The 22,128-nt window shown below is 61.3% G+C and carries 21 protein-coding genes; 15 read left to right on the top strand and 6 right to left on the bottom strand.

Annotated elements, in window-relative coordinates; all coding sequences use genetic code 11:
* The first annotated feature begins 378 nt into the window (after positions 1-378).
* Genes ACW4DH_RS16105 through ACW4DH_RS16135 form a run of 7 tightly spaced genes read left to right on the top strand, consistent with a single transcriptional unit; the run spans position 379 to position 6,814 of the window.
* Positions 379-1,446 carry an ABC transporter substrate-binding protein gene (locus tag ACW4DH_RS16105; protein WP_459637424.1) on the top strand — a complete coding sequence of 356 codons (1,068 nt, stop codon included), beginning with the start codon at positions 379-381 and terminating at the stop codon, positions 1,444-1,446.
* Positions 1,443-2,189, top strand: coding sequence for an ABC transporter permease (locus tag ACW4DH_RS16110; protein WP_459637425.1), 747 nt, complete (start codon positions 1,443-1,445; stop codon positions 2,187-2,189). Before ACW4DH_RS16105 ends, ACW4DH_RS16110 begins: the two co-directional genes overlap by 4 nt.
* A complete protein-coding gene (locus ACW4DH_RS16115; RefSeq protein ID WP_459637426.1) occupies positions 2,186-2,986 on the top strand; it encodes an ABC transporter ATP-binding protein in 801 nt (266 codons plus the stop codon). The genes ACW4DH_RS16110 and ACW4DH_RS16115 overlap by 4 nt, the downstream gene beginning before the upstream one ends.
* Entirely contained in the window at positions 2,983-3,735 is a 753-nt protein-coding gene (locus ACW4DH_RS16120) for an ABC transporter ATP-binding protein (RefSeq protein WP_459637427.1), read from the top strand. The genes ACW4DH_RS16115 and ACW4DH_RS16120 overlap by 4 nt, the downstream gene beginning before the upstream one ends.
* A gap of 37 nt (positions 3,736-3,772) precedes the next feature.
* Positions 3,773-4,759 (top strand): PQQ-dependent catabolism-associated beta-propeller protein, encoded by a 987-nt coding sequence (locus tag ACW4DH_RS16125; protein WP_459637428.1) that lies wholly within the window; start codon positions 3,773-3,775, stop codon positions 4,757-4,759.
* Between the two features lie 2 nt (positions 4,760-4,761).
* Positions 4,762-5,964 carry an ABC transporter substrate-binding protein gene (locus tag ACW4DH_RS16130; protein WP_459637429.1) on the top strand — a complete coding sequence of 401 codons (1,203 nt, stop codon included), beginning with the start codon at positions 4,762-4,764 and terminating at the stop codon, positions 5,962-5,964.
* Positions 5,965-6,007: 43 nt separating this feature from the next.
* Entirely contained in the window at positions 6,008-6,814 is an 807-nt protein-coding gene (locus tag ACW4DH_RS16135) for an ABC transporter permease (RefSeq protein WP_459637430.1), read from the top strand.
* 32 nt (positions 6,815-6,846) lie between these two features.
* Here the strand turns inward: ACW4DH_RS16135 and ACW4DH_RS16140 are convergent, their stop codons facing one another.
* The 6 genes from ACW4DH_RS16140 to ACW4DH_RS16165 form a co-directional block, all read right to left on the bottom strand.
* On the bottom strand, positions 6,847-7,437 hold the full coding sequence (locus ACW4DH_RS16140) for a DUF3280 domain-containing protein (protein ID WP_459637431.1): 591 nt from the start codon (positions 7,435-7,437) through the stop codon (positions 6,847-6,849).
* Positions 7,430-8,089: a hypothetical protein gene (locus ACW4DH_RS16145; protein WP_459637432.1), complete on the bottom strand. Its 660-nt coding sequence runs from the start codon at positions 8,087-8,089 to the stop codon at positions 7,430-7,432. Before ACW4DH_RS16145 ends, ACW4DH_RS16140 begins: the two co-directional genes overlap by 8 nt.
* 85 nt (positions 8,090-8,174) lie before the next feature.
* The gene (locus ACW4DH_RS16150) at positions 8,175-9,074 is read right to left on the bottom strand and encodes a quinoprotein dehydrogenase-associated putative ABC transporter substrate-binding protein (RefSeq protein ID WP_459637433.1); all 900 of its coding nucleotides are present in this window, start codon (positions 9,072-9,074) and stop codon (positions 8,175-8,177) included.
* 177 nt (positions 9,075-9,251) lie between these two features.
* Positions 9,252-9,923: a c-type cytochrome gene (locus tag ACW4DH_RS16155; RefSeq protein WP_459637434.1), complete on the bottom strand. Its 672-nt coding sequence runs from the start codon at positions 9,921-9,923 to the stop codon at positions 9,252-9,254.
* Between the two features lie 125 nt (positions 9,924-10,048).
* Positions 10,049-11,917 carry a methanol/ethanol family PQQ-dependent dehydrogenase gene (locus ACW4DH_RS16160; protein WP_459637435.1) on the bottom strand — a complete coding sequence of 623 codons (1,869 nt, stop codon included), beginning with the start codon at positions 11,915-11,917 and terminating at the stop codon, positions 10,049-10,051.
* Between the two features lie 410 nt (positions 11,918-12,327).
* Positions 12,328-12,699 (bottom strand): hypothetical protein, encoded by a 372-nt coding sequence (locus ACW4DH_RS16165; RefSeq protein WP_459637436.1) that lies wholly within the window; start codon positions 12,697-12,699, stop codon positions 12,328-12,330.
* Between the two features lie 278 nt (positions 12,700-12,977).
* On the opposite strand from ACW4DH_RS16165, the gene pqqA reads away from it, so the two are divergent.
* From pqqA to ACW4DH_RS16205, 8 genes are all read left to right on the top strand, one after another.
* The gene (gene pqqA, locus ACW4DH_RS16170) at positions 12,978-13,049 is read left to right on the top strand and encodes a pyrroloquinoline quinone precursor peptide PqqA (RefSeq protein WP_081786101.1); all 72 of its coding nucleotides are present in this window, start codon (positions 12,978-12,980) and stop codon (positions 13,047-13,049) included.
* 68 nt (positions 13,050-13,117) lie between these two features.
* The gene (gene pqqB / locus ACW4DH_RS16175; RefSeq protein WP_459637437.1) at positions 13,118-14,047 is read left to right on the top strand and encodes a pyrroloquinoline quinone biosynthesis protein PqqB; all 930 of its coding nucleotides are present in this window, start codon (positions 13,118-13,120) and stop codon (positions 14,045-14,047) included.
* A gap of 92 nt (positions 14,048-14,139) precedes the next feature.
* Positions 14,140-14,931, top strand: coding sequence for a pyrroloquinoline-quinone synthase PqqC (pqqC, locus tag ACW4DH_RS16180; protein ID WP_459637438.1), 792 nt, complete (start codon positions 14,140-14,142; stop codon positions 14,929-14,931).
* Positions 14,928-15,212 (top strand): pyrroloquinoline quinone biosynthesis peptide chaperone PqqD, encoded by a 285-nt coding sequence (gene pqqD, locus ACW4DH_RS16185; protein WP_459637439.1) that lies wholly within the window; start codon positions 14,928-14,930, stop codon positions 15,210-15,212. The genes pqqC and pqqD overlap by 4 nt, the downstream gene beginning before the upstream one ends.
* Positions 15,205-16,353, top strand: coding sequence for a pyrroloquinoline quinone biosynthesis protein PqqE (gene pqqE, locus ACW4DH_RS16190; RefSeq protein ID WP_459637440.1), 1,149 nt, complete (start codon positions 15,205-15,207; stop codon positions 16,351-16,353). Before pqqD ends, pqqE begins: the two co-directional genes overlap by 8 nt.
* The gene (locus tag ACW4DH_RS16195; protein ID WP_459637441.1) at positions 16,350-18,164 is read left to right on the top strand and encodes a S9 family peptidase; all 1,815 of its coding nucleotides are present in this window, start codon (positions 16,350-16,352) and stop codon (positions 18,162-18,164) included. Before pqqE ends, ACW4DH_RS16195 begins: the two co-directional genes overlap by 4 nt.
* Before the next feature lie 8 nt (positions 18,165-18,172).
* Positions 18,173-20,890, top strand: coding sequence for an insulinase family protein (locus ACW4DH_RS16200; RefSeq protein WP_459637442.1), 2,718 nt, complete (start codon positions 18,173-18,175; stop codon positions 20,888-20,890).
* Positions 20,891-21,061: 171 nt separating this feature from the next.
* A partial coding sequence (locus tag ACW4DH_RS16205; RefSeq protein ID WP_459637443.1) for an S-(hydroxymethyl)glutathione dehydrogenase/class III alcohol dehydrogenase occupies positions 21,062-22,128 on the top strand: 1,067 nt, incomplete at its 3' end.

The raw sequence follows: 22,128 nt of genomic DNA on the forward strand, positions 1-22,128 counted from the left end.
CGTTTCGGTGCGGTGATGTTTTGTCGTCGAGTTGGCGATCGATAATGCCGGCGGGCTGGCGCGCAACCAGATGCACCATCTTTGGATGCCTCTCTACTTCGATGTAAATATCCCGCCATTGGCGAAGAATCTAAGCCGGTTGGACTAGGATTTATATAATGAAAAATTATTGCGACCAATGTTTCAGGACGTTTGATGCCGGTTTAATGTCGAATAGCCGAGATTTCGTGTCAGCGAACCGAGACTAAAGTTGTCTATCTCCCATCCCGATTTCCCCTCCACAGTAATCTTATAAAGACAGACTCACATAGTCGGGATCAAGAACAAGAATGGGGTTGGCCAAGCTGCGGACCAACCACACCCAAAAGAGCGATTCTCATGAATGACGCTTTTTCTTCAACGCATCCCCACCACCCGGCTCGCTGCGGCCGAACGGCCTGGCGGCGTCGATATTTTCGCCGCTGGGTGTCACTGCTGATATTCGCGGCGCTTTACGCCACCTCAGCCCTTGCCAACCCCGATGCGCAAGCTGCTCATCAGGCGTTGCGCATCGGCGTGCTCAAGTTCGGTACCGTCAATTGGGAACTGCAGGTCGTCCAGGAGCACCACCTGGCAGAAAAGCGCGGCATTGACCTCGACATCGTGCCCTTGGCTTCCGAGAATGCGCTGGCCGTGGCACTTCAGGGCGAGCGTGTGGATCTTGTGGTTTCCGATTGGCTGTGGGCGGCGCATCAACGTTCGGTGGGACGCCTCTATCGATTCGCTCCCTACTCGCTCTCGGTGGGAGCTGTCATGGTCGATCCGGAGGCCGGCATCGCGTCGCTGGAGGATCTGCAGGGACGTAAGCTAGGCATCGCCGGGGGCCCGGTGGACAAGACCTGGCTCCTGTTACGCGCCTATGCGCAGAAAACCGCGAACATTGATCTCGCTAATTTCACCGAGCCCACCTATGCCGCGCCGCCCATGATCAACAAGTTGATGCTCGATGGCGATCTTCCGGCGGCGGTCAACTTCTGGCACTACAACGCACAGCTCCAGGCATCGGGCATGCAGCCATTCGTCACGGTCGAGGATATGCTGGCGAGTCTTGGCATCGATACCGTTCCTCCCTTGCTGGGCTGGGTCTTCGCCGAGCAGTGGGCGAATGATCACCGCGAGGCGTTGCAGCAGTTCCTGCTGGCCACCTATGAGGCCAAGCAGATCCTGGCGAGTTCCGATCACGCCTGGGAGAACCTGCGCGAATTGATCAGGCCCGAGAACGAGGCGGTCTTTGCCGCTATCCGCGAAGGCTACCGGGCGGGAATTCCCGAGCACTACGGCACGGCCGAAATCGAAGCGGCTCAACAGCTGTTCGCCATTTTGGCCGAAGAGGGCGGAAGCGATCTCATCGGCAAGGTGCAACAACTGAGTACGGAGGTGTTCTGGGATGGATTTCGCCTGCCATGAATTGGCGACACGGGGTGTTGCGTGCCGGCTCACTGGTGGGGCTGGTCGTGCTGTGGGCACTCGCGGCGCGGATTGCCGACTCCGCGGTTCTGCCCTCGCCATGGCAGGTGCTGGCCAGCTTCTGGGAGCACACCCTGACCGGCGAGTTGCCCTACCATCTCGGGGTGACGCTGCTGCGCGTACTGGTGAGCTTCGTACTGGCGATGTGTATCGGGACGGCGCTCGGTATCGTCATGGGGCGTTACAAACGGCTGGATGTCGTCCTCGATGGCGCACTGGTGCTGGGACTGAACATTCCCGCATTGGTGACGATCATTCTTTGCTATATCTGGTTCGGGCTGACCGATACCGCCGCCGTGCTGGCGGTGGCACTGAACAAGATTCCCAGCGTCATCGTCACGGTGCGCGAGGGCGCACGGGCCGTGGATACACGATTACTGGACGTGGCCCAAGCGTACCGCTTGCCTCGCCTGCGCAGGCTAAGGCAGGTCTATCTGCCACAGTTGTACCCTTATCTGATGGCGGCGGCACGGGGCGGATTGGCGCTGATCTGGAAAATTGTGCTGGTCGTGGAACTGCTTGGCCGCAGCAATGGGGTCGGTTTTCAGTTGCATATCTATTTCCAGTTTTTCGATATCACCAGCATCCTGGCGTATACCCTGGCTTTCGCCGGCGTCGTGCTGCTGATCGAGGCCCTGCTCATGCGGCCGCTGGAACGACATCTGACGAGGTGGCGCAAATGAGCGGGCTCGAGGTGAGAATCCACGACAAACGCTTCGCTGACGCCTGTGTATTGCACGATTTCGACTTCTCCGCCCGCAGCGGGGAATTCCTGGCCCTGGTCGGCCCTTCAGGGACGGGCAAGACCACCTTGTTGAATATTCTCAGCGGCCTCGACAGCGATTTCGATGGCGTGTTGTGCTGGGATGAGGCACCGCTGTACAAGGCCGGCCAGTCACCGGAGCAACTGGGCATGATGTTTCAGGAGCCGCGCCTGATGCCGTGGCTGAGTGCGCTGGACAACGTGCGCCTGGTGTTGCCCGATACCCTGGCGGAACGTCAGCGGGCCGTGGAGCTGTTGCGTGAGGTGGGGCTGGGTGAGGTGCTGGATGCCTGGCCCGGCCAGCTTTCGGGGGGCATGCAGCGACGTGTGGCGCTGGCTCGCGCCTTCGCGGTCTGTCCTCGGCTACTGCTCATGGATGAGCCGTTCGTGTCCCTGGACATGCCCACCGGCAATCGGCTGCGCGATTCGCTGCTGTCATTGTGGCAACGCGAACGCCCCCTGGTGCTGTTCGTCACGCATGATCTGCGCGAGGCGCTGGCCCTGGCGGATCGCGTGCTGTTCCTATCGTCTTCGCCTACCCGAGTCATGCTGGACTACACGGTGCCGCTTGAGCGACCTCGGCATCTGGAAGGTCCCGAAATTGCTCGACTGCAACATGAGCTGGTCACCCGGCATCCCGATTTATTGTCCGGCATGCTGACGGCCCGCGAGGCGGCTACCTGCGAGACTCAGGCGGGAAGGGCAGCGACGCCATGACACGCCCAGTGTTGCATGTCGAGTCGGTCAGCAAGTCCTACGGGGCCCTGCAAGCGCTCGAAAAGGTTTCACTGAGTGTGGCACGCGGCGAATTCGTCGCCCTGCTCGGCCTCAACGGCGCCGGCAAGAGCACGCTGTTCCAGCTGATGACTGGCCTGTTCGTCCCGGACGCGGGGCATATCTGGATTGGCGGACATGACATGCGTCGCCATGCGCGTCAGGCCCTGGCCTCCCTGGGGGTCGTTTTTCAGCAGCCCACCCTGGATCTGGACCTGACGGTACGCGCCAACCTGCGTTTTCACGCTCGGCTGCATGGAATGGGCACGCAGGCAGGCAAGCGTATCGATGCCGAGCTGGAGCGGGTTGGGTTGGCCGAGCGGGCCGGCGATGCGGTGCGCACCCTGTCCGGCGGCAACCGACGCAAGGTGGAGTTGGCACGTGCGTTGATGCATGAGCCGGCGCTGCTGCTGATGGACGAGCCCACCGTGGGGCTGGACCCCGCGTCGCGCCGGACGCTGCTCGATTACGTCCACGAACTCTGCGTCGGCCGTGGACTGGGTGTGCTCTGGGCGACACATCTGGTCGATGAGGTCGAGGATGCCGACCGTGTGATCGTGTTGCACAAGGGGCGTTGCATTGCCGCCTCTACGCCCACCGACCTCTGTGAGCAGGCGGGCAGGACCCACCTGGGGGAGGCGTTTCTGGCATTGACCGGCGAGCCTTCCCTGGCGCGGGAGGATACTGCTTGATTCTCCTTAACCTACAACGATAAGAGCGAGAAAACGGATGAAAAATATCAGCAGACTGTTGGCTTGTACGCTGTTGGCAGGGATGACACAAGCGGCGGTTGCCGCTGGCACCGGCAACCTGTTCGTCTCGAGTGAGGATGACAATGTCGTCACGGTGCTGGATGGGCAGAGTCTCGAGAAGATCAAGGAAATCGCCGTCTCCGAACGCCCGCGCTGGCTGGCCTTCTCACCGGATCACACGCGATTGTACGTTGCCTGCAGTGACGATGATTCCATCGACATCATCGATGTCGAAAGCATGGAGGTGGTCGACCGTCTCACCGATATCGACGATCCGGAAATCTTCGCGCTGGGTCCGCAGGGCGAGCGGCTGTACATCTCCAATGAGGACGACGCGCAATTCTCGATTTATGACATTGCCTCGAAAGAAGCGGTCGCAAGGATCGATGTGGGGGAAGAGCCCGAGGGCGTGCTGGTCACACCGGACGGCAAGACCGCCTATGTGACGTCCGAGGTCGCCAACATGGTGCATCGGGTCGACCTGGAAACCCAGGAGCTCACCGACAATATCGTCGTTGGCAACCGGCCGCGTCGTTTCGCGCTGTCGCCTGACGGAAAACATCTGTGGGTGTCTAACGAACTATCCGCATCGGTGAGCATCATCGATACCGACAGTCGCCAGGTGGTGGATGAAATTCACTTCCAGCCCCAAGGATTCCGTTCGGAGGATGTGACGCCGGTCGGTATTTTGCTCACCCCGGATGGAAAGACCGCCTATGTCACCCTGGGGCGCGCCAATCATGTGGCCGTGGTCGATACTGCGTCGCACGATATCGAGGACTACGTGTTGGTGGGTAGCCGCGCCTGGGGGTTGGCGTTGTCCAAGGACGGTAGCCGGCTCTATGTCACCAATGGTCTGTCGGACGATCTCTCGGTGGTGGATACCCAGGCGCGTGAACAGCTGCGCTCGGTACCGGTGGGGCGGGTGCCGCATAGTGTGGTCATCGATACCACGGGAGGCTGATCATGCGGGGCGGATATCTGGCATGGCCCGGGTTATGGCTCGGGCTGTTGCTGCTGACGGCACTACCGGCAACGGCGCAATCGGCGCTTGAGCCGTTCGTGTTCGGCTACGTGGGGCTGGCTGACGATCCCCGCTATTCCGAGGCGCGTCTGGAAGGCGAATTTCAGGGCGAGCCCTGGGGCCGGCCGGTGGCGGGCGCCGAAGTGGCGCTGGCCGAGGCGCGTTTTCCCGGCATGGCGGCGGGGGTCGAGTTCCAGTTGGATGAGGAGGAAGTCGCCGATGTTGCCGCGGCGGTCGAGGCGGTCAGGCAGATGCAGGCGGCGGGACAGCGCTTCGTGCTGCTGGACTTGCCCGCCCCGGCAGTCGCGGACGTCGCGAGTGCGTTCGCGGGAGAGGAGATGGTGCTGTTCAATGTCGCCGCGCTGGAAGACCGGCTGCGCGGGCCGGATTGCCAGGCCAATCTGCTCCACACCATTCCCAGCTACGCAATGCAAAACGATGCCTTGGCGCAGTATCTGTTGTCCCGGCAGTGGAACAACGTGCTGGTGCTGGTGGGGCCGCAAGAAGCCGACCGGTCCCTGGCGGCGTCGTTTGCCCGCTCTGCCAAGCGCTTCGGCCTCAAGATCGTCGAGGAGCGTGAATTCCTGCTGGGCAACAACCCCCGCGAACGGGACCGAAACAACCCCCGTCTGTTGACCTCAGGTGTCGGTTACGACGTGGTATATGTTGCCGACACGCAAGGCGAGTTCGCTCGCGAACTGCCGTATCAGACACAGCTGCCGCGCCCGGTGGTGGGCAGCGGAGGACTGGTGCCTCAGGCGTGGCACTGGGCGTGGAACCGGCATGGCGCGCCTCAGCTCAACAAGCGTCTGGAGAAGCTCGCCGAACGGCACATGACGGCCTATGACTGGGCGGCCTGGATGGCGGTCAAGGCGGTGGTCGAGGCGGTGCAGCGCCAGCAAACCACCGAGTTCGCTGCCTTGCGTGACTATCTTGTCGGCGATGAGATCGTGCTCGACGGGTTCAAGGGCTATCGCATGGGCTTTCGCGAGTGGAACCGTCAGTTGCGACAGCCGATTCTGCTGGGCTCCGGCAACTGGGTCATGGCACGCGCACCCTTTGAAGGGTTTCTCCATGAAACCAATGCGCTGGATACGCTGGGCTTCGACCCCCGCGAGAGCCAGTGCAGGCTCGCCGATGGATAACAAGGCAATCAAAGGGCAATGGCATGCATAAAGAGCCGCTACGATGAGTCATGTCAGCCATGCGCTGCAGGCGCTGTTCGCCGTGGCCTCCCGGGAAACCGTCAAGTTTCTTCATCAGCGCGGACGGCTGCTCTCCGCGGTGGTCCGTCCGAGTCTATGGCTGATCATCTTTGCCGCCGGTTTCAAGAGCGTCTTCGGTGTCGCGGTATTGCCGCCCTACGAGAGCTATATCGAGTACCAGGTCTATGTCGTCCCGGGGCTGATCGGCATGGTGTTGCTGTTCAACGGCATGCAGTCGTCGCTGGCGATGGTCTACGACCGTGAAATGGGCATTATGCGGCTGTTGCTGACCGCACCGCTGCCGCGCAGTTACCTCCTGTTTTGCAAGCTGCTGGCAGGGACGTTCCTATCCATACTGCAGGCGTATGCCTTTCTGATCGTCTGCGCCCTGTTCGATGTGAACCTACCCTGGTGGCCGGGGCTGCTCTACGCGCTGCCGGCCTTGATGCTTACGGGTATGATGCTGGGCGCGCTGGGCCTGTTGCTGTCGGTGTATGTCAAGCAGTTGGAGAATTTCGCCGGGACCATGAACTTCGTGATCTTTCCGATGTTCTTTCTCTCTCCCGCCCTGTATCCGTTGTGGAAGCTGCGCGAATCCGGCGCTCAGGTCATTTACCAGCTATCGCTTATCAATCCCTTCACTCACGGTGTCGAGCTGATCCGCTTTGCCATGTATGGCCAGTTCAATGCCTTGTCATGCGCGGTAGCGCTGGGAACGTTGCTGGTGGTCTTTCTGGCGGCCGCCTGGGGGTACGATCCTCAGCGGGGGCTGGCGCGCAGGAAGGGGTAGCGGCTTCAACGACGGAAAAGACCTTGGCGTAATTATTGCGTTTGTTGCAACTTGTGCCGGGTCGCCTGGTAGCTGCGCATCAGGTCATCGTCGAGCAGCCGCTCAGCGGCCCGAGTCCAGGCTTCATCGGTGTTGCCGCGCATGTCGACGGAAGCGCCGGCGAGGTCTCGTCCGCTCGCGACGTCCCGGATCACGGCATTCATGTTGAGAATGAGATTGCTGACCTTCTGTACCCATCCCACCATGACCAGCTCGGCGCCTAATGACTGCGCGATCTTGCGTTCGCACCCATTACAGGCGTGCAGGTAGCGATAGCTGCTCTTGGCGCTTTCGAGCGGCGTCGCTAATGCGGCATTGTCGAGTAGCGTGAACTCGGGGCGCGCATCGACGCCTTGTCGAATCGTCTGCTGGGTTCGGCCTAGCCGCGCCAGATCGTCGGCCTGCGGGCCCTGGTTGATATCGTTGAGTGGGCTGGTATCCATCAGGTCGAATGGCAGCACGACGATCGTCCTGGGCGGTGAAGCCGAAACCTCGGCGCCGAGGACGGAAGATACCCAGGCCAGCGAACTACAGGCGAAAGCCAGCCCGAGAAGCCGACGCCTGGGCATCGTGCGCCTATTCATTCAGCGGTTCGACGCTGTCCAGTCTCAGCGCTTCCACTACTGGCTGCTCGTCCGCGTGGGCGGGAACGGACGCTTGCATTTCATAGACGCTGCCGGGCACCTCGTCGGAAAGCGTGAAGCGGTACGTCTTGTCGAGATAGCTGGCCAGTTGGCCGCGGTGCTCACGCTCCTCGGCAAACGGTTGCAGCGTGATACGCTGGCCCGTCACCTGATTGCCGTTGTAGTCCAGCGTCACCGCTTCGACATTGGCGGAATTTTCCAGGGCCAGCTTGATCTGACGCTGGAAGTAGCGCCAGTTGCCCCCCGTCAGTTCAGACATTTCCGCAACGTCGCGCTGCAGAAACATCATGATAATGGGGTTGCCTCGGGCATTGTCGATATCGGGCACATGTTGCTGGCGCTCGCCGCTGAAGTATTGCAGATGGACCTGCTTGGCCTGACCGTCGCCGTTACGCGCCTCCATGACGATTTCATCTTCGAAATCGTTCGGTGTGCCGCTTCGCGAGAAGTGGTAATGGTAGCGGGCGGGATAGTCGGTTGCGCTAAGGTGATCGTTCAGAAACAGCAATTGATTGGCCTGGGAGAAGCCGTCTGCCTCGGGCTCCTCGGCAGCCATGACGCCCTGGGCGAGCAGGGCGAGGGTTGTGAGCATGACGACGCCAGCAAGACACTTGCCCCGCCTCCACCGACAGTGGCGCGGCGCGTAATCGGTTGCCTGAAGAGGCCGGCTCGTGTGTTCAGTCATCGTCGTCCTCCTGTGGCTGAAGGTCCTCCGGCTGCAGCGGGACCAGCGGCACATGGTATTCCTGCAGGATCTGTTCGATTTCCTGCTGATTGTCGTTGATAAGTTGTTGCACGGTAGCTAGCCACTGATCGTTGCCGTAACGCACGCCCATCGATACCGGGAAGTCGAAGCTTCCGCCAGCGTCGCGCGGGAAAGGCACCACCTCGATCTGCACGTCATCGACTGCGTTGGCGAAGTAGCCGCCAATGGGGCCCCAGATCATGGCGATATCGATGTCACCATTGACCAGATCCTGGGTCACCATGTCGCTGGGGTCTTCATCCCAACTGCCCGACTGGGCACGATAACTCACCAACTGGTCGAGCAGGTCATGCTCGAGCATCCAGTCGGCGGTAGGCGAGCCGGTGAAGGCGCCGATCCGTAGCGCCTGCTTTCTCGCGTCGGGGAGAGCGGCGAGATCGGCCGGCGATGCGATATCGTCCAGGCCACGGCCTTTGACATAAGCCAGCACGTAGGTCGAGCGATAGTAGGGCAACGTGGTCTTGCCGACTTCGAACGCGCTGCCGACACTCAGGATAAGGTCGCATGCATAGCGCTGCTCCTCAGGCAGCCAGCGCTTGAGAGTGTTGCGTGCAAACCCCATCTGTTCGGGCAGCCAGTCGTACTCCACCGGAACATCGAGTTTCTGGCCGAACAGCGCCGCGATCCGATTCTCGAAACCCTCGCGCTGCTCGTTGGAGAAGGGCATGTTGCTGGGGTCGGCACAGACGCGCAGGGCGTCATCTGCCGGTGACGGTGCCGCAAGGGCGACGTGCGCTACGAGCGAGAAGCCCAGCAGTCCCAATGTCTGCAGGGACCGGCGTATCGGGACAAGGGAAAACAGTCTATTCATGGTATGAGCCGAACATAAGCCCGGTTTCCTTTTGTGTGGTCGACGAGGTGTCTGAAAAGACCTGCATGAGCGCCGCGCGGACATGATCTTCAGGGGTGCCTTGGCGTCGCTCTCCGGGATGGGCACTATTCGGCCACTTCACGGGCAGGTCCTGTTCACGGAGCCAGCATAGGCCGATTACATCGACTCCGGCCGGCCCGCTTTCAGAGCACCATCCGATCGGGCCTTGAGAAAAGCCCAGATGTTATCGATATTGCCCATCACGGACTTGTTGCCGCCCCAGGGCGGCATGACCGCGTACGTACCGGTGCCCGGATCCTGCGTGGTCTTGCCGTTGGTCACGATCTGGATGAATTGCTGCTTATCCATGCCTTGCAGACGCTGCACGAGACTGGGCGCGAATGTGCTGCCTTCGGCCGTTTCGCCATGGCACTGCGAACAGTGGCCGACGAATTTTTCGTAACCCGCGACCACGGGCGGGTTGGCCTTGCAGGTGCTGCCGTTGCAATCGACCTCGTAAGGCGTGCCATTGGCTGGCGAGTCGCTGGCAACCGTATTGGCGCTGCTGTCTGTAGCGTTGGCGGCCCCGGAGGTTTCGCCGGTGTCGTCTGAACTGCCATATTCCGCTGCGCCGTAACTGCTGTAATCGTTGACGGCCGGCTTGCTGGATTCCTTGGAGGTACTTTCGGTGTCGGTTTCTTGGGGACGGGTATATTCCGCCGCGCCGTAATTGCTGTAGTCATGGGTCACTGCGGCGCCGTCACTCTGGGCAAGGACTGGCGATGAAAGGGACAAGGGCACTAAGGCAAACGATAGGGCACATGCGAAAAGTATCGGTTTCTTATTCATGGCGTGCACTTATGCAGATAAAGGAGAACTAGGCGTTTCGCGCCGGGGATAACCCTTATCCCGACCGGTTCCGGTTCGTGATAAGGGCTTCTCGCAGCTTGAAAAAGACATACCTAACGACGCGTTCAGTTCGAGGCAACGTCCACCGCAGTGTCGGGCAGAGTAAAGACCGTGAGTACGCCACCCAACTGGGTATAATTGGACAGATCCTTATACCCGCCGACGGCACCCAAGCCTTCGTTGGGGTCGGTCAGGCCCGCCGCCATGCCGATGCCGGCCCAACCCCCGATACCCGAAAGGACGCCGATATACTGTTTGCCGTCATGGCGCCAGGTGTTGACGTTGCCGATGATGCCGGAGGGTGTCTTGAAGCTGTACAGCTCTTCCCCCGTGTTGGCGTCCACGGCCTTGAGGTAACCTTCGAGCGTTCCGTAAAACACCACATCGCCGGCGGTGGCGAGTGCACCGCTCCACACCGAGAAGCGTTCCGGAATCGACCACTTGATCTCGCCCTTGGTGGCGTCCCAGGCAATGAAGGTGCCCATGCGGTCCGCATCCAGCTCCTTGACTGGATTGGTGATGTTACCCGGTCCCGGGAACATGGACAGCGTGGCTCCGACATAGGGTTGTCCGGCGGTATAGTCGATCTGGTACGGCTCGTAGTTCATGCACACATGATTGGTGGGGACATAGAACAGTCCGGTCTTGGGCGAGAAGGAGGAGGGCTGCTGGTCCTTGGTGCCCAGCGCCGAAGGACAGATCCCCTCTACGTTGGTGTCTTCCTTGCCCGCGGTGGCGTACTGCTCGTTGACTTGCGGCCGGCCGGTTTGCATGTCGACACCGGAGGCCCAGTTAACGTCCTGATCGTATTTCTGTGCCACCAGCAGTTCGCCGGTCTCGCGATCCTGGGTGTAGGCGAAGCCATTACGATCGAAATGCACCACCAGCTTGCGCATTTCGCCGTCGATTTCCTGGTCCACCAGGATCTTTTCGTTCACGCCGTCATAGTCCCACTGATCGTGCGGCGTCATCTGGAAGACCCACTTCGCTTCGCCGGTATCGGGGTCGCGAGCGAACAGCGACATGGACCACTTGTTGTCGCCCGGACGCTGGGTCGGGTTCCAGGTGCCGGGGTTGCCGGTGCCGTAATAGAGCAGGTCGAGTTCAGGATCGTAGGTGAACCAGCCCCATGTGGTGCCGCCCCCGATCTTCCATTGGTCGCCTTCCCAGCTCTGGAGACTGGAGTCCTGGCCCACCGGCTGGCCGGTGGCACCGTCGATGGTGTTCTGCGGGTCGATCAGCATCGAGTCATCGGGGCCGGTGCTGTAGGCCCGCCAGGCCAGTTTGCCATCCGCGATGTTGTACGCCGTCAGGTAACCGCGCACGCCGAATTCACCTCCCGAGATCCCGGTAATGACCTTGTCCTTGACGACCAGCGGTGCGTTGGTCGCGGTCTGGCCCTTGGAAGGATCACCGTTGATGCTTTTCCAGACGACTTCGCCCGTCTGCGCATCGAGCGCCACCAGGGTGGTGTCGGCCTGTTGCAGAAAAATCTTGCCATCGGCATAGGCCAGGCCGCGGTTGACCGTATCGCAACACATCACCCCGATAACCTGGGGATTCTGGGTCGGTTCGTACTTCCACTTGATCGCATGGGTATTCAGGTCGATCGCGAGAACCTTGTTGGGAAAAGGCGACTGGATATACATCGTATCTTCAAGTACCAGCGGGCCTCCTTCATGGCCTCGCAGTACCCCGGTGGAGAACGTCCACGCGGGCTGTAACTGGCCGACGTTGGTTTTATTGATCTGCTCCAGTTCGCTGTAGCGTTGCCCGTTATACTGTCCGCCCCACATGACCCATTGATCGGGGTCTTTTTGAAGCTCAAGCAATTCCTCATTGGCCAAGGTCGTGCCGGAAACGATCATTGTCAGTGCGGCGAGACTGCCTGTGAATAGGCGCTTCGCATCCCCATTCGAGCTCTTACCTTTCATGACGTTCTCCATATGGGTCTTATATTTATCTTTATTCCGAGCTGGCTGGCGAAACCGAACCCGGTAAAAACGATTATGGTGGTCTCTTCAATAGCGTCAATTACTAATTTTTTTCCTACACATAAAGGAGAATAAGTTAGAGATTTCTATGCCGAGATTCGCTGTTGAATGGAACAATACTGTTGCGGTGGGGCAATAATGAATGGCTTTAAAGACAAACCATGCTGAAGAGATGGAGAAGTTAGAAGGAAAAGGCATAAGAGCGCTTACATCGCTAGCCGTAAACGAGAGCCAGGATTGAGAAATGCTTAGGTCTGACATGATAAACCTGCCGGCCCGGAGAGGGAGGCAGGTTTATCGATAGCGGGTATGAGGCGTCGTGAAGGATGTCGAGTCGAGCGGCGAGACGATCAGCTGTTATCGGCGTCGTCGATCAAACACTGCGTCGCCGCCTGGTGTTTTATCTTGGCCAGGTTGGCGCGACCCGACTCGGCCTGACGCCCCTCACGCAAGACTTCGGGGCGTTCGCCTCCGGCGCGTTGGCCGCGGGCAAAGGTGTCCATCGCGACGAAGTCCGCATAGGAAACCTGATCGGCGATGCGGTCGATGCTACATGAGCATTTATAGAGGTTGTCGTAATTTTCACCGCCTAATTGCTGCATACAACCAAAGACATATTCGACACGTGCCTGGGTAGGGTAATCGTTCTGGGGAGGCTCTTGGGCAAGAACCCTCATAGAACAAAATGGCATAAATAGTAAGAAAGCATAAGCAGCCTTCATTTTTTATTCTCCTTTAGGCAACAGCTATTAATGTAAACATTCTATTTCCCGTTGTCTCTCATGAGTATGTCTGCACGCCAATATTGATCGTGCTGACGATTACACATTCGTTACAAATAGGCGCTGCAAAGAGCTCAGATTATCGTTTTATCAAGATTAGTCTTCCCTGTTAATGCGAAATCGCCTATCCCTCCCAAAGTATGGGATCAATCTTGAGGAAGGAGTGCTTTACTGTTGCTGGAAAGACCCGAAAAAAATCTGCTGAAGGAGAGGCTGTCATGTGGACCAAACCCGCTTATACCGATCTACGCCTTGGCTTTGAAGTGACGCTTTATATCTCTAACCGTTGATAGCAAGTGGCATGCAAGACGCTCCGTTATCCGGAGCGTCTTGCGTTAGCCTCGCGAGGAGAGAACATATGCATGTGTTGGTGCTGGGGGCGGCCGCGGGCGGTGGTTTTCCTCAATGGAACTGTAATTGCCCGAATTGCCAAGGCGTGCGTAATGCCAGCATGGCGGCCCGCTCCCGCACACAGTCCTCGATTGCCATCAGCAGTGACGGAGAACGCTGGTTGCTCTGCAATGCTTCGCCGGATATTCGGGCCCAGATCGCTCAGAATGCTGAACTTCATCCCCAACGGCAGCTGCGCGATACGGGCATTGCCGGCGTGTTACTGGTGGATGCCCAGATTGATCATGTCACTGGCCTACTGTCACTGCGTGAAGGGTGCCCTCTGGACGTTTGGTGTACTCCCAACGTTCATCAGGACCTGAGCACGGGATTCCCGCTGTTTCCCATGCTTGAACATTGGCAGGGTGGGTTGCGTTGGCAGCCGATCGATATTCATGAATCCCGGCGCGAGTCATGCTTTACGATAGATTTCTGTCCGGGGCTGACCTTCACGGCCGTGGCGCTGGACAGCAACGCACCGCCGTATTCTCCAAGGCGGGGTTCGCCCACGCCGGGTGACAACCTGGGCCTGTTCATCGAGGAGACGGCCAGTGGCGGCTCGCTGTTCTACGCCCCCGGCCTTGGCCAGCTAAACGAGAGCGTGCGTGCCTGGTTGCAGCGTGCCGATTGTGTCCTGGTCGATGGCACCTTATGGCATGACGACGAAATGCAGCGTGTCGGAGTTGGCCAGTCGACGGGAACGGATATGGGCCATCTGGCCCTGGCGGGAGAAACGGGGCTGATCGCCGAACTCGACAGGCTCCCCGCGGCGACGCGGCGCATCCTGATTCATATCAACAATACCAACCCGATTCTCGACGAATCCTCGGCACAGCGAGCCGTATTGGCAGATCACGCTATCGAGGTGGCCCACGATGGCCTGCGGTTGACGCTATAGCGAGTGAGCCAGAAGCGTCATGCAGCGCCGCGGCCTCCGCATCAACACGTATCGCGTCGTCAAGTTGAACCATTCTCAAAAGGAGCGCTGCCATGACGTCGATTGCGCCACCGCTGGGCACTTTATCGGCCGACTCTCCTACGCTCGCGCGTGACAGAGAGGCGTTTCGCGCAGCGCTGATGGCCAAGGGTGAGTATTACCATATTCACCACCCCTATCAGGTGGACATGGCCGAAGGGCGGGCCACGCCCGAGCAGATACGCGGCTGGGTCGCCAATCGTTTTTACTATCAGATCAACATTCCCCAGAAGGATGCGGCATTGCTCGCCAATTGTCCCGACGCCGCGACCCGTCGACGCTGGGTCCAGCGTCTGCTGGATCATGATGGACATGACGAGGATGCGGGGGGGATCGAGGCTTGGCTGACCCTGGGGGAAGCGGTGGGGCTGACCCGTGAGGCGCTATGGTCACAGGAATATGTGCTGCCCGGGGTGCGTTTTGCCGTGGATGCTTATCTCAATTTTGTGCGCCGTGCCGACTGGCGCGAGGCGGCAATCTCGTCGCTCACCGAGCTGTTCGCCCCGGCCATCCACCAGAATCGGCTGGATACCTGGCCGCAACACTATCCCTGGATCGATGCCAGCGGATATGCCTATTTCCGCAAGCGGCTGAGCGAGGCCAGGCGCGATGTCGATCATGGCCTCGAGGTGGCACTCACGGTATGCACGACGTATGAAAGCCAGCAGCGTGCGCTCGAAATACTGCAATTCAAGCTGGACGTGTTGTGGAGCATGCTTGATGCGATGACGCTGGCCTATCAACTGGGGCGCGCGCCTTATCATAGTGTGACCGACCGGCGCGTTTACCACCGGGGGCTGACATGAATCCGGCCGATATCAGCCCGGCGGCGGTATACCGTTTGCGTCCCGGCTGGCGCCTGCAATGGGAACCAGCCCAGCAACGCCACGTGCTGCTCTATCCCGAAGGCATGGTGCAGCTCAATGACAGCGCCGGCGCCATCCTGGCGCTGCTCGACGGACAGCGCGATGTTCAGGCGCTGGTGGCCGAACTGCAGCAACGCTATCCCGATGCGCCCACGATAGAGCCGGACGTAAAGGAGTTTCTTCTCGACGCAGTCCAACAGGGGTGGATACGCCATGGCTGATCAACCACTCTCTCACGCCGAGCTTAGCGCCGGTGCGCCACTTTGGCTGCTGGCTGAGCTCACCTATCGTTGTCCGTTGCAGTGCCCCTATTGCTCCAACCCGCTGGATTTCGCCGCACGACGCAACGAACTGAGCACCGAGGAGTGGCGCGACGTACTGCGCCAGGCCCGTGCCATGGGCGCCGTGCAGATGGGATTTTCCGGCGGTGAGCCGCTGACACGCAACGACCTTGAAGAGCTGGTCGTCGAGGCCCGTGAGCTTGGTTTCTACACCAATCTGATCACGTCGGGGCTGGGACTCGACGAGGCGCGTATTCTCGCTCTGCGCGATGCCGGGCTGGATCATATCCAGATCAGCCTGCAGGCGGCGGATGACGATATGGCCGGGGCGCTGGCCGGGTCGCGCAAAGCCTATGCCAGGAAGTTGGCCATGGCCCGCGCCGTCAAGGCTGCAGGCTACCCGATGGTACTCAATGTGGTCATCCACCGGCACAACATCGACCAGATCGAGCGGATCATCGAATTATGCGTCGAGCTGGGCGCCGATGCCGTGGAGCTGGCCAATTGTCAGCATTACGGTTGGGCTTACCTCAACCGAGCCGGATTGCTGCCCAGCGAGGCTCAGCTTATCGAAGCCGAGGCGGCGACCGAGCGCTGGCGTAAGCGTCTCGCGGCCCAGGGCAACGACATGCGGTTGCTGTTCGTGGTGCCTGACTATTACGCCGAGCGCCCCAAGGCCTGCATGGGGGGGTGGGGCGCCATCTTCATGACCGTAGCGCCCGATGGCACGGTGTTGCCGTGTCATAGCGCCCGCGAGCTGCCCATGGCGTTTCCCACGGTGCGCGAGCAGTCGCTGAACAGCATCTGGTATGAAAGCTTCGCTTTTAACCGCTTTCGTGGCGATGCCTGGATGCCGGCTCCCTGTCGCGATTGTGACGAGCGACATAAGGATTACGGCGGTTGTCGTTGCCAGGCTTTCCTGCTCACGGGCGATCCCGCGGCCACCGATCCGGTGTGTGCATTGTCTCCCGAGCATGGCCTTATCGAAGCAGCGCGCCATGAAGCGGCGCAAGACTCGCGTGGCGTGGCCGAGCTGACGCCACGCAACGCCCGCGAGTCGAAGGTGTTCTGCCGCGTATGACCGATGAAGCGCTACGGGCGGCGGCCCTGCCGGCGGATGGCCTGGGCGAACTGCAGGCCACGGCCGAGGGGGCTTTCTGGCTAGCCGCGGACCCGGAGAGCGGTCGAAGGACACTATGGCATTGGCAACATGGCGAAGCCCGCGTCCTGACACCCCCCGAATGCGATGTCGGCAGTCGGGTCAACGGGTATGGCGGTGGCGCCTACGCCTGCCTCGACGCTGGGGTAGTCGTGGTGGACAGGCCGAACCAGGCGCTGTTGTATCAGCCGCTCGACGGCGGTGAGTCCTGTCAATGGTGGGCACGTCCCAATGCATGCTATGGCGGGTTACAGAGCGACGTTCGACGCCAGCGAGTCCTGGCCGTGGAAGAATTGAGCGATAGCCTGTATGGCAGGCAGCGCCTGGTGGCGATTACCCAGGGCAACTGCTCCGTGCTGGCCCAAGGCGCCGATTTCTATGGTGCGCCGACGCTTTCACCCGATGGCAAGCGCCTCGCCTGGGTGGAGTGGGAGCTGCCGCATATGCCCTGGCAACGCTCACGCCTGCGTCTCGCGGAACTCGATGCCCAAGGGCGGATCGAGCGCACGGTGGGCTGGGATGGCGGCGCGGCGGTCACGCAGCCTCGTTTTGCCGCGGACGGGGAGTTGTTCTTCCTCAGCGATCATCGTGGCTGGTGGCAGCCCTATCGGTTGAAGGACGGGGACGTGCAACGCCTGAGCGATGGCCCGGCGGATCACGCTCCCACGCCTTGGCAACTGGGCGAATGTCACCACCTCTGGTATGGCGAGGCGGATCAGATGCAGGGCATCGTGATGCGCTTTGCGCAGGGGGCCGGGCAATTGCTGCATCTCGACGCCCGGGGAGAGATCCATGCCCGGCTATTGGAGGAAGCGACCCGGATCATCGGCGTGGCGTATGCCGATGACTGGCTGTATGCCATCACTCAAGGCCCACGCCATGCGGCACGCCTGGAGCGGGTTTGTCTGGAAGGACGCATGTATGGCGAGACCCAATGCCTGTTTGCCCTGGATACGCCGACTGGCGCACCCGAGCCACATACCGTCACTGCCGAGGTCGGCGATAACGAGCGGGTCTCGGCCTTCGTCTATCGCCCCGACGCGGCCAGCCGCGCGCCTGCGCCACTGATCGTGCGCGTGCATGGCGGGCCCACTTCGGCAAGCTACCCGGTCTTCGATCCGCTCGTGCACTGGTGGGTCGGTCAGGGCTTCGCGGTGGCCGATATCAACCCGCGGGGCAGCGGCAACTGGGGCCGGGACTTTCGCGAGCGCCTTGCGGGCGAGTGGGGGCGCCTGGATGTCGAAGATGTCACGGCCATGGCGAAGGAGCTTATTGACCAGGGCGTTGCCGACGCCGAGCGACTGTTCATTCGCGGGCAGAGCGCGGGTGGCTTCACGGTGCTCAATGCCTTGGCGAGCACCTCGCAATTTCGCGCCGGGGCCAGCCTGTATGGCGTTACCGATGCTCCGCGTCTGGCGCTGCAGACCCACCGCTTCGAGTCCGGCTACCTTGGCTGGTTGCTGGGCGACGACGAGGTGCAGCGGTCACGCAGCCCGCGGCATCGAGTCGCTGACATCGGGGCGCCGGTCATCTTCTTTCAGGGGATGCAGGACGCGGTGGTGGTGCCCGAACAGACATTGGCCATGGCCGAGGCGCTACGCCAACGCGGCGTAGCCGCCGAAGTGATGATGTTCGAGGACGAGGGGCACGGCATCCGTCGCCCCGATAACCGTCAGCGCATGATCGCGGCAGAGCTGTCGTTCTTTAGCGCGGCGGCATGCTTGGAGGCGTGAAAGCCGCTATGGACGCTTACGAAGCGATCGACGGGGCATGCTTTCCTGAGCTGCCTAGCGACAGCCGGGTCGCCACGCAGCGCCTGGACAACGGCTTGGCGCTATTGGCGATCGAAGTGCCCACAGCACGTCAGGTGCGTCTGGCGGTCGCGGTAGGTGTCGGCTATCTCGATGAGCCTGACGCCTTGCCGGGACTGGCGCATCTTCTCGAACACGCCCTGTTTCTGGGTTCGCGGATTGCACCTAGACCCGGTGAATTCGCCGCCTGGATAGGCGACATGGGCGGTCGCTACAATGCGCGCACCGACGAGGACACCACCGATTTTCACCTGACACTACCGCCCACTGCTGCCGAAGCCGGGCTGACGCGGCTGATGGAACTGCTGCTGCATCCTTGCCTGGATACGGCCGCGATCGGTCGCGAGGTCGATGTGCTCGACGCCGAGTTCCACGCGCGCCTGGGCGATCCGGCGTTGCATCGCCAGGCCGTGCTTTCGCGCTTCTGCGTGGAGTCTCACCCGGCGCATGCCTGCCATGCGGGCAACCGCGCCAGCCTGGGCGATGACGCTGCGCCATTGCGTGAGCAACTCGTGGCCTTTCACCGCGCCCATTACCGGGCCGAGCGCATGAGCCTGGTAATGCTCGGCCCGGCACCCCTAAGCGAGCAATTGGCGCTATTGCAGGCCGCGGGGGCGGCCGTGCCTACCGGTGCGCAGCCTCTGCCACCCCGTGAGTGGCGTTGGAAACCCGCGGCTTCCCTGGCCCATCTGCAATGGTGCCTGCCTGAAACATTGCCGGCACGCGCGCCAACCTTGGAACTGCTCTGGCCCCTGCCCCATGCACTGGCTGAAGCGTCGCGCGGCCGAGTGGATCGGTTGAAAGCGGCGCTCTGCGACGGGAGCCTGGCGAAGACTCTGCAGCATGAAGGGAGGATTACGGATCTCATTGTCAGCCTGACGGTGGATGCCACCGGGACGGCATTGTCGCTTGCGCTGGTCATGACCGAATCGGGAACCCGGCAGGTCGGAGTGCTGCTGGCAACATGCCAGGCGGCGATACGGCAAAAGCTTCGCCATATCGAAGGAAGCAGGGCCGCTTTGCCGAGCTGCCCTTCATCCCCTTTCATTTTTCCACGCGCCGTTGTCGGCCAGGACATCGAGCATTGGCCGGTCATGCAGGCGCGGCGTCTGGCGCGAGGTTTGCCGTTGTGCGGTCGAAATGCGCCAACGGGTGACGTCGAAGAGAAAAGCTTCCAGGGGCAGCACAAGAAGATCGAGCAGAGCGGGGTTGAGCTAAGAACGTGGCTCGCGCCATCGGCGTGTCGGGTCGTGGAGGAAGTGGCTACGTTCGATGATATTGCCGACTCCCCGCACTGGTCGGCGGTTCAGCATGTTCCGCAAACGTTAACGAGGTTTCGTGAATACCGGGATGAGACTTGGCGACAAGAGACGGATAAGCCCTTAGCGCAGTCGCTCGGACTGACGCTATGCACACCACCGAGTCTGCTTCGCCAACCGCGAATGGCCGATACCCGTCCGGTGGCTCCCGGACGGCTCGAGGCCGCTCCATTTGCGCTCTGGTGGGGCGCAGGCCCCCGGCAACAGGGGGGTAGCTGGTGTGTGGGCTGGCCTGCGCCGCCACAGCGCCAACCCGCTCGCCTGGCGATTTGGCAGCGGCGTACACTGGCGTTGCGTCAGGCGGCGCAGGCTCAAGGCGTATTGATGACGTTGGGGGGCGATGTCCTGGGCGATTGGCTGATCGCACGGGGGCGGCCCGGCTATCTGACCTCAGCTGTCATGCAAGCGCTCACGGCCTGGCCGAAGGCGTTGCCCTCAGAGCCTTTGTCCGCAGAGGGGGGCCGGGAGCCGTTGTCTCCGCCACCGGGGCTGTTGGCGCAACGCCTGCTTGCGCGCCTGGAAAGCCCCTCCTTGCGTCAGCAACAGACACAGGACAAGCCGGAGGCGCTTGGCTGGGCGGCAGGAGAGTTCAGTGCCGGCGAGGCGCGTGCCGGTGGCCGGTGCCTGGCGTCGCGGCTCGCCTCTTTCACGAAAGGCATGACGAATTCCCGAACATGGAAAAGCCAACCCCCGTCTGAGCAAACGGCCTGGCACTGGCTCGACCCCGAGGCGGAAGATTACGCGTTGATGCTGCAGGTCGAGGCTTTGGACGCGAGCCCGACGAGCCGGCTGCTGATGCAACTGCTCGCGTGGTGTCACGACGCGGCGTTTTTTACCGAGTTACGCCAGCGCCGTGCACTGGGCTATATTGCTGCAGTACGTTACCGCGAGGCGCAGGGCTGGCCCCGGCTCGGCTATGTCGTCCAGTCGCCACATGCCGATATCGAGCAACTGCAGCAGGCGATCACACACTTCATCCATGAACAGGCGGTGAAATCGGCACGCCTGGACGCGGCGACCTTGGCGCGTCGTCGTGACAGTCTGCGGGCTGCCTGGGGGGCGCCAGAGACACTGGATGCGGCGATCCTGGCATACTGGCAGGCGCTGCGCAGCGCTACTTTCGACATCTCTCGCCAGTCCGTGGCTTTCCCGCAAACCTTTGATTTTAATAACGCACCCTGGGCTGAGATGGCCCGCGCCCAAGAAAGTTTCACTGCCGCGTCCCTCACCGCTCACGCCGAGGCGCTGGTCAGCGGGGGACTGCCCTGGCAATGGTGGGCGCACGCGCCGGCGCGCCACATCAGGAAGAAACCCATCATGCGGACGTAGCGGTTCATGTGTCGTGGCGTATCGGCGGCGTCATTGTTGCCCTGTGGCAATGGTGTTATGAGCCAGGCTCCGTTAATCAACACGCCAATACTCATCTAGACTGAGTACATGCTTCGGCCTCTGCAAAGGATGACCGAACACTATTACAACGATAATAAGGAGCATGCTTGAATGAAATCACGAGCCGCTGTCGCCTGGGAAGCCGGCAAACCCCTGGACGTCACCGAGATCGATGTCGAAGGGCCGAAGGCGGGGGAAGTCCTGGTGCGTATCGTCGCCACCGGGGTCTGCCATACCGATGCCTTCACGCTCTCCGGGGCCGACCCGGAAGGGCTGTTCCCGTCGGTTCTCGGCCATGAAGGTGCCGGCGTGGTCGAGGAAGTCGGCCCGGGCGTGACCAGCGTGCAGCCCGGCGATCACGTCATCCCGCTGTATACCGCCGAGTGCGGCAAGTGCAAGTTCTGCCTGTCGGGCAAGACCAACCTGTGCAGCGCGGTGCGCGCCACCCAGGGCAAGGGCGTGATGCCCGACGGCACCTCGCGCTTCTCGCACAACGGTCAGATGATCCATCACTACATGGGCACCTCGACCTTCTCCGAATACACCGTACTGCCGGAAGTCTCCCTGGCCAAGGTGTCGAAGGAAGCCCCGCTGGACAAGATCTGCCTGCTCGGCTGCGGCGTGACCACGGGGATCGGCGCGGTGCTCAACACCGCCAAGGTCGAACCCGGCTCCACCGTGGCGGTATTCGGTCTCGGCGGCATCGGGCTGGCGGTGATTCAGGGCGCGCAGATGGCCAAGGCCAGCCGCATCATCGCCATCGACGTCAACCCCGACAAGTTCGAGATGGCGCGGCAGTTCGGGGCCACCGAATTCGTCAACCCCAAGGACTACTCGGATCCCATCCAGCAGGTCATCGTCGACATGACCGACGGCGGCGTCGACTACTCGTTCGAGTGTATCGGCAACGTCAACGTCATGCGCTCGGCGCTGGAGTGCTGCCACAAGGGCTGGGGCGAATCGATCATCATTGGTGTGGCCGGGGCCGGCGAGGAGATTTCCACGCGGCCGTTCCAACTGGTGACCGGCCGGGTATGGAAGGGCTCCGCCTTTGGCGGCGTGAAGGGACGCAGCGAGCTGCCGGGCTATGTCGACCGCTACATGAAGGGCGAGCTCAAGATCGACGAGTTCGTGACGCACGATCTGCCCTTCGAGAAGATCAACGAAGCCTTCGAGCT

The sequence above is a fragment of the Halomonas sp. WWR20 genome (genome assembly GCF_054602495.1).

Excerpts from the sequence above, each read along its gene's own strand:
- ACW4DH_RS16105 (WP_459637424.1), top strand. The coding sequence starts at position 379 with ATGAATGACGCTTTTTCTTCAACGCATCCCCACCACCCGGCTCGCTGC.
- ACW4DH_RS16110 (WP_459637425.1), top strand. The coding sequence starts at position 1,443 with ATGAATTGGCGACACGGGGTGTTGCGTGCCGGCTCACTGGTGGGGCTG.
- ACW4DH_RS16115 (WP_459637426.1), top strand. The coding sequence starts at position 2,186 with ATGAGCGGGCTCGAGGTGAGAATCCACGACAAACGCTTCGCTGACGCC.
- ACW4DH_RS16120 (WP_459637427.1), top strand. The coding sequence starts at position 2,983 with ATGACACGCCCAGTGTTGCATGTCGAGTCGGTCAGCAAGTCCTACGGG.
- ACW4DH_RS16125 (WP_459637428.1), top strand. The coding sequence starts at position 3,773 with ATGAAAAATATCAGCAGACTGTTGGCTTGTACGCTGTTGGCAGGGATG.
- ACW4DH_RS16130 (WP_459637429.1), top strand. The coding sequence starts at position 4,762 with ATGCGGGGCGGATATCTGGCATGGCCCGGGTTATGGCTCGGGCTGTTG.
- ACW4DH_RS16135 (WP_459637430.1), top strand. The coding sequence starts at position 6,008 with ATGAGTCATGTCAGCCATGCGCTGCAGGCGCTGTTCGCCGTGGCCTCC.
- ACW4DH_RS16140 (WP_459637431.1), bottom strand. The coding sequence starts at position 7,437 with ATGAATAGGCGCACGATGCCCAGGCGTCGGCTTCTCGGGCTGGCTTTC.
- ACW4DH_RS16145 (WP_459637432.1), bottom strand. The coding sequence starts at position 8,089 with ATGCTCACAACCCTCGCCCTGCTCGCCCAGGGCGTCATGGCTGCCGAG.
- ACW4DH_RS16150 (WP_459637433.1), bottom strand. The coding sequence starts at position 9,074 with ATGAATAGACTGTTTTCCCTTGTCCCGATACGCCGGTCCCTGCAGACA.
- ACW4DH_RS16155 (WP_459637434.1), bottom strand. The coding sequence starts at position 9,923 with ATGAATAAGAAACCGATACTTTTCGCATGTGCCCTATCGTTTGCCTTA.
- ACW4DH_RS16160 (WP_459637435.1), bottom strand. The coding sequence starts at position 11,917 with ATGAAAGGTAAGAGCTCGAATGGGGATGCGAAGCGCCTATTCACAGGC.
- ACW4DH_RS16165 (WP_459637436.1), bottom strand. The coding sequence starts at position 12,699 with ATGAAGGCTGCTTATGCTTTCTTACTATTTATGCCATTTTGTTCTATG.
- pqqB (WP_459637437.1), top strand. The coding sequence starts at position 13,118 with ATGCATGTGTTGGTGCTGGGGGCGGCCGCGGGCGGTGGTTTTCCTCAA.
- pqqC (WP_459637438.1), top strand. The coding sequence starts at position 14,140 with ATGACGTCGATTGCGCCACCGCTGGGCACTTTATCGGCCGACTCTCCT.
- pqqD (WP_459637439.1), top strand. The coding sequence starts at position 14,928 with ATGAATCCGGCCGATATCAGCCCGGCGGCGGTATACCGTTTGCGTCCC.
- pqqE (WP_459637440.1), top strand. The coding sequence starts at position 15,205 with ATGGCTGATCAACCACTCTCTCACGCCGAGCTTAGCGCCGGTGCGCCA.
- ACW4DH_RS16195 (WP_459637441.1), top strand. The coding sequence starts at position 16,350 with ATGACCGATGAAGCGCTACGGGCGGCGGCCCTGCCGGCGGATGGCCTG.
- ACW4DH_RS16200 (WP_459637442.1), top strand. The coding sequence starts at position 18,173 with ATGGACGCTTACGAAGCGATCGACGGGGCATGCTTTCCTGAGCTGCCT.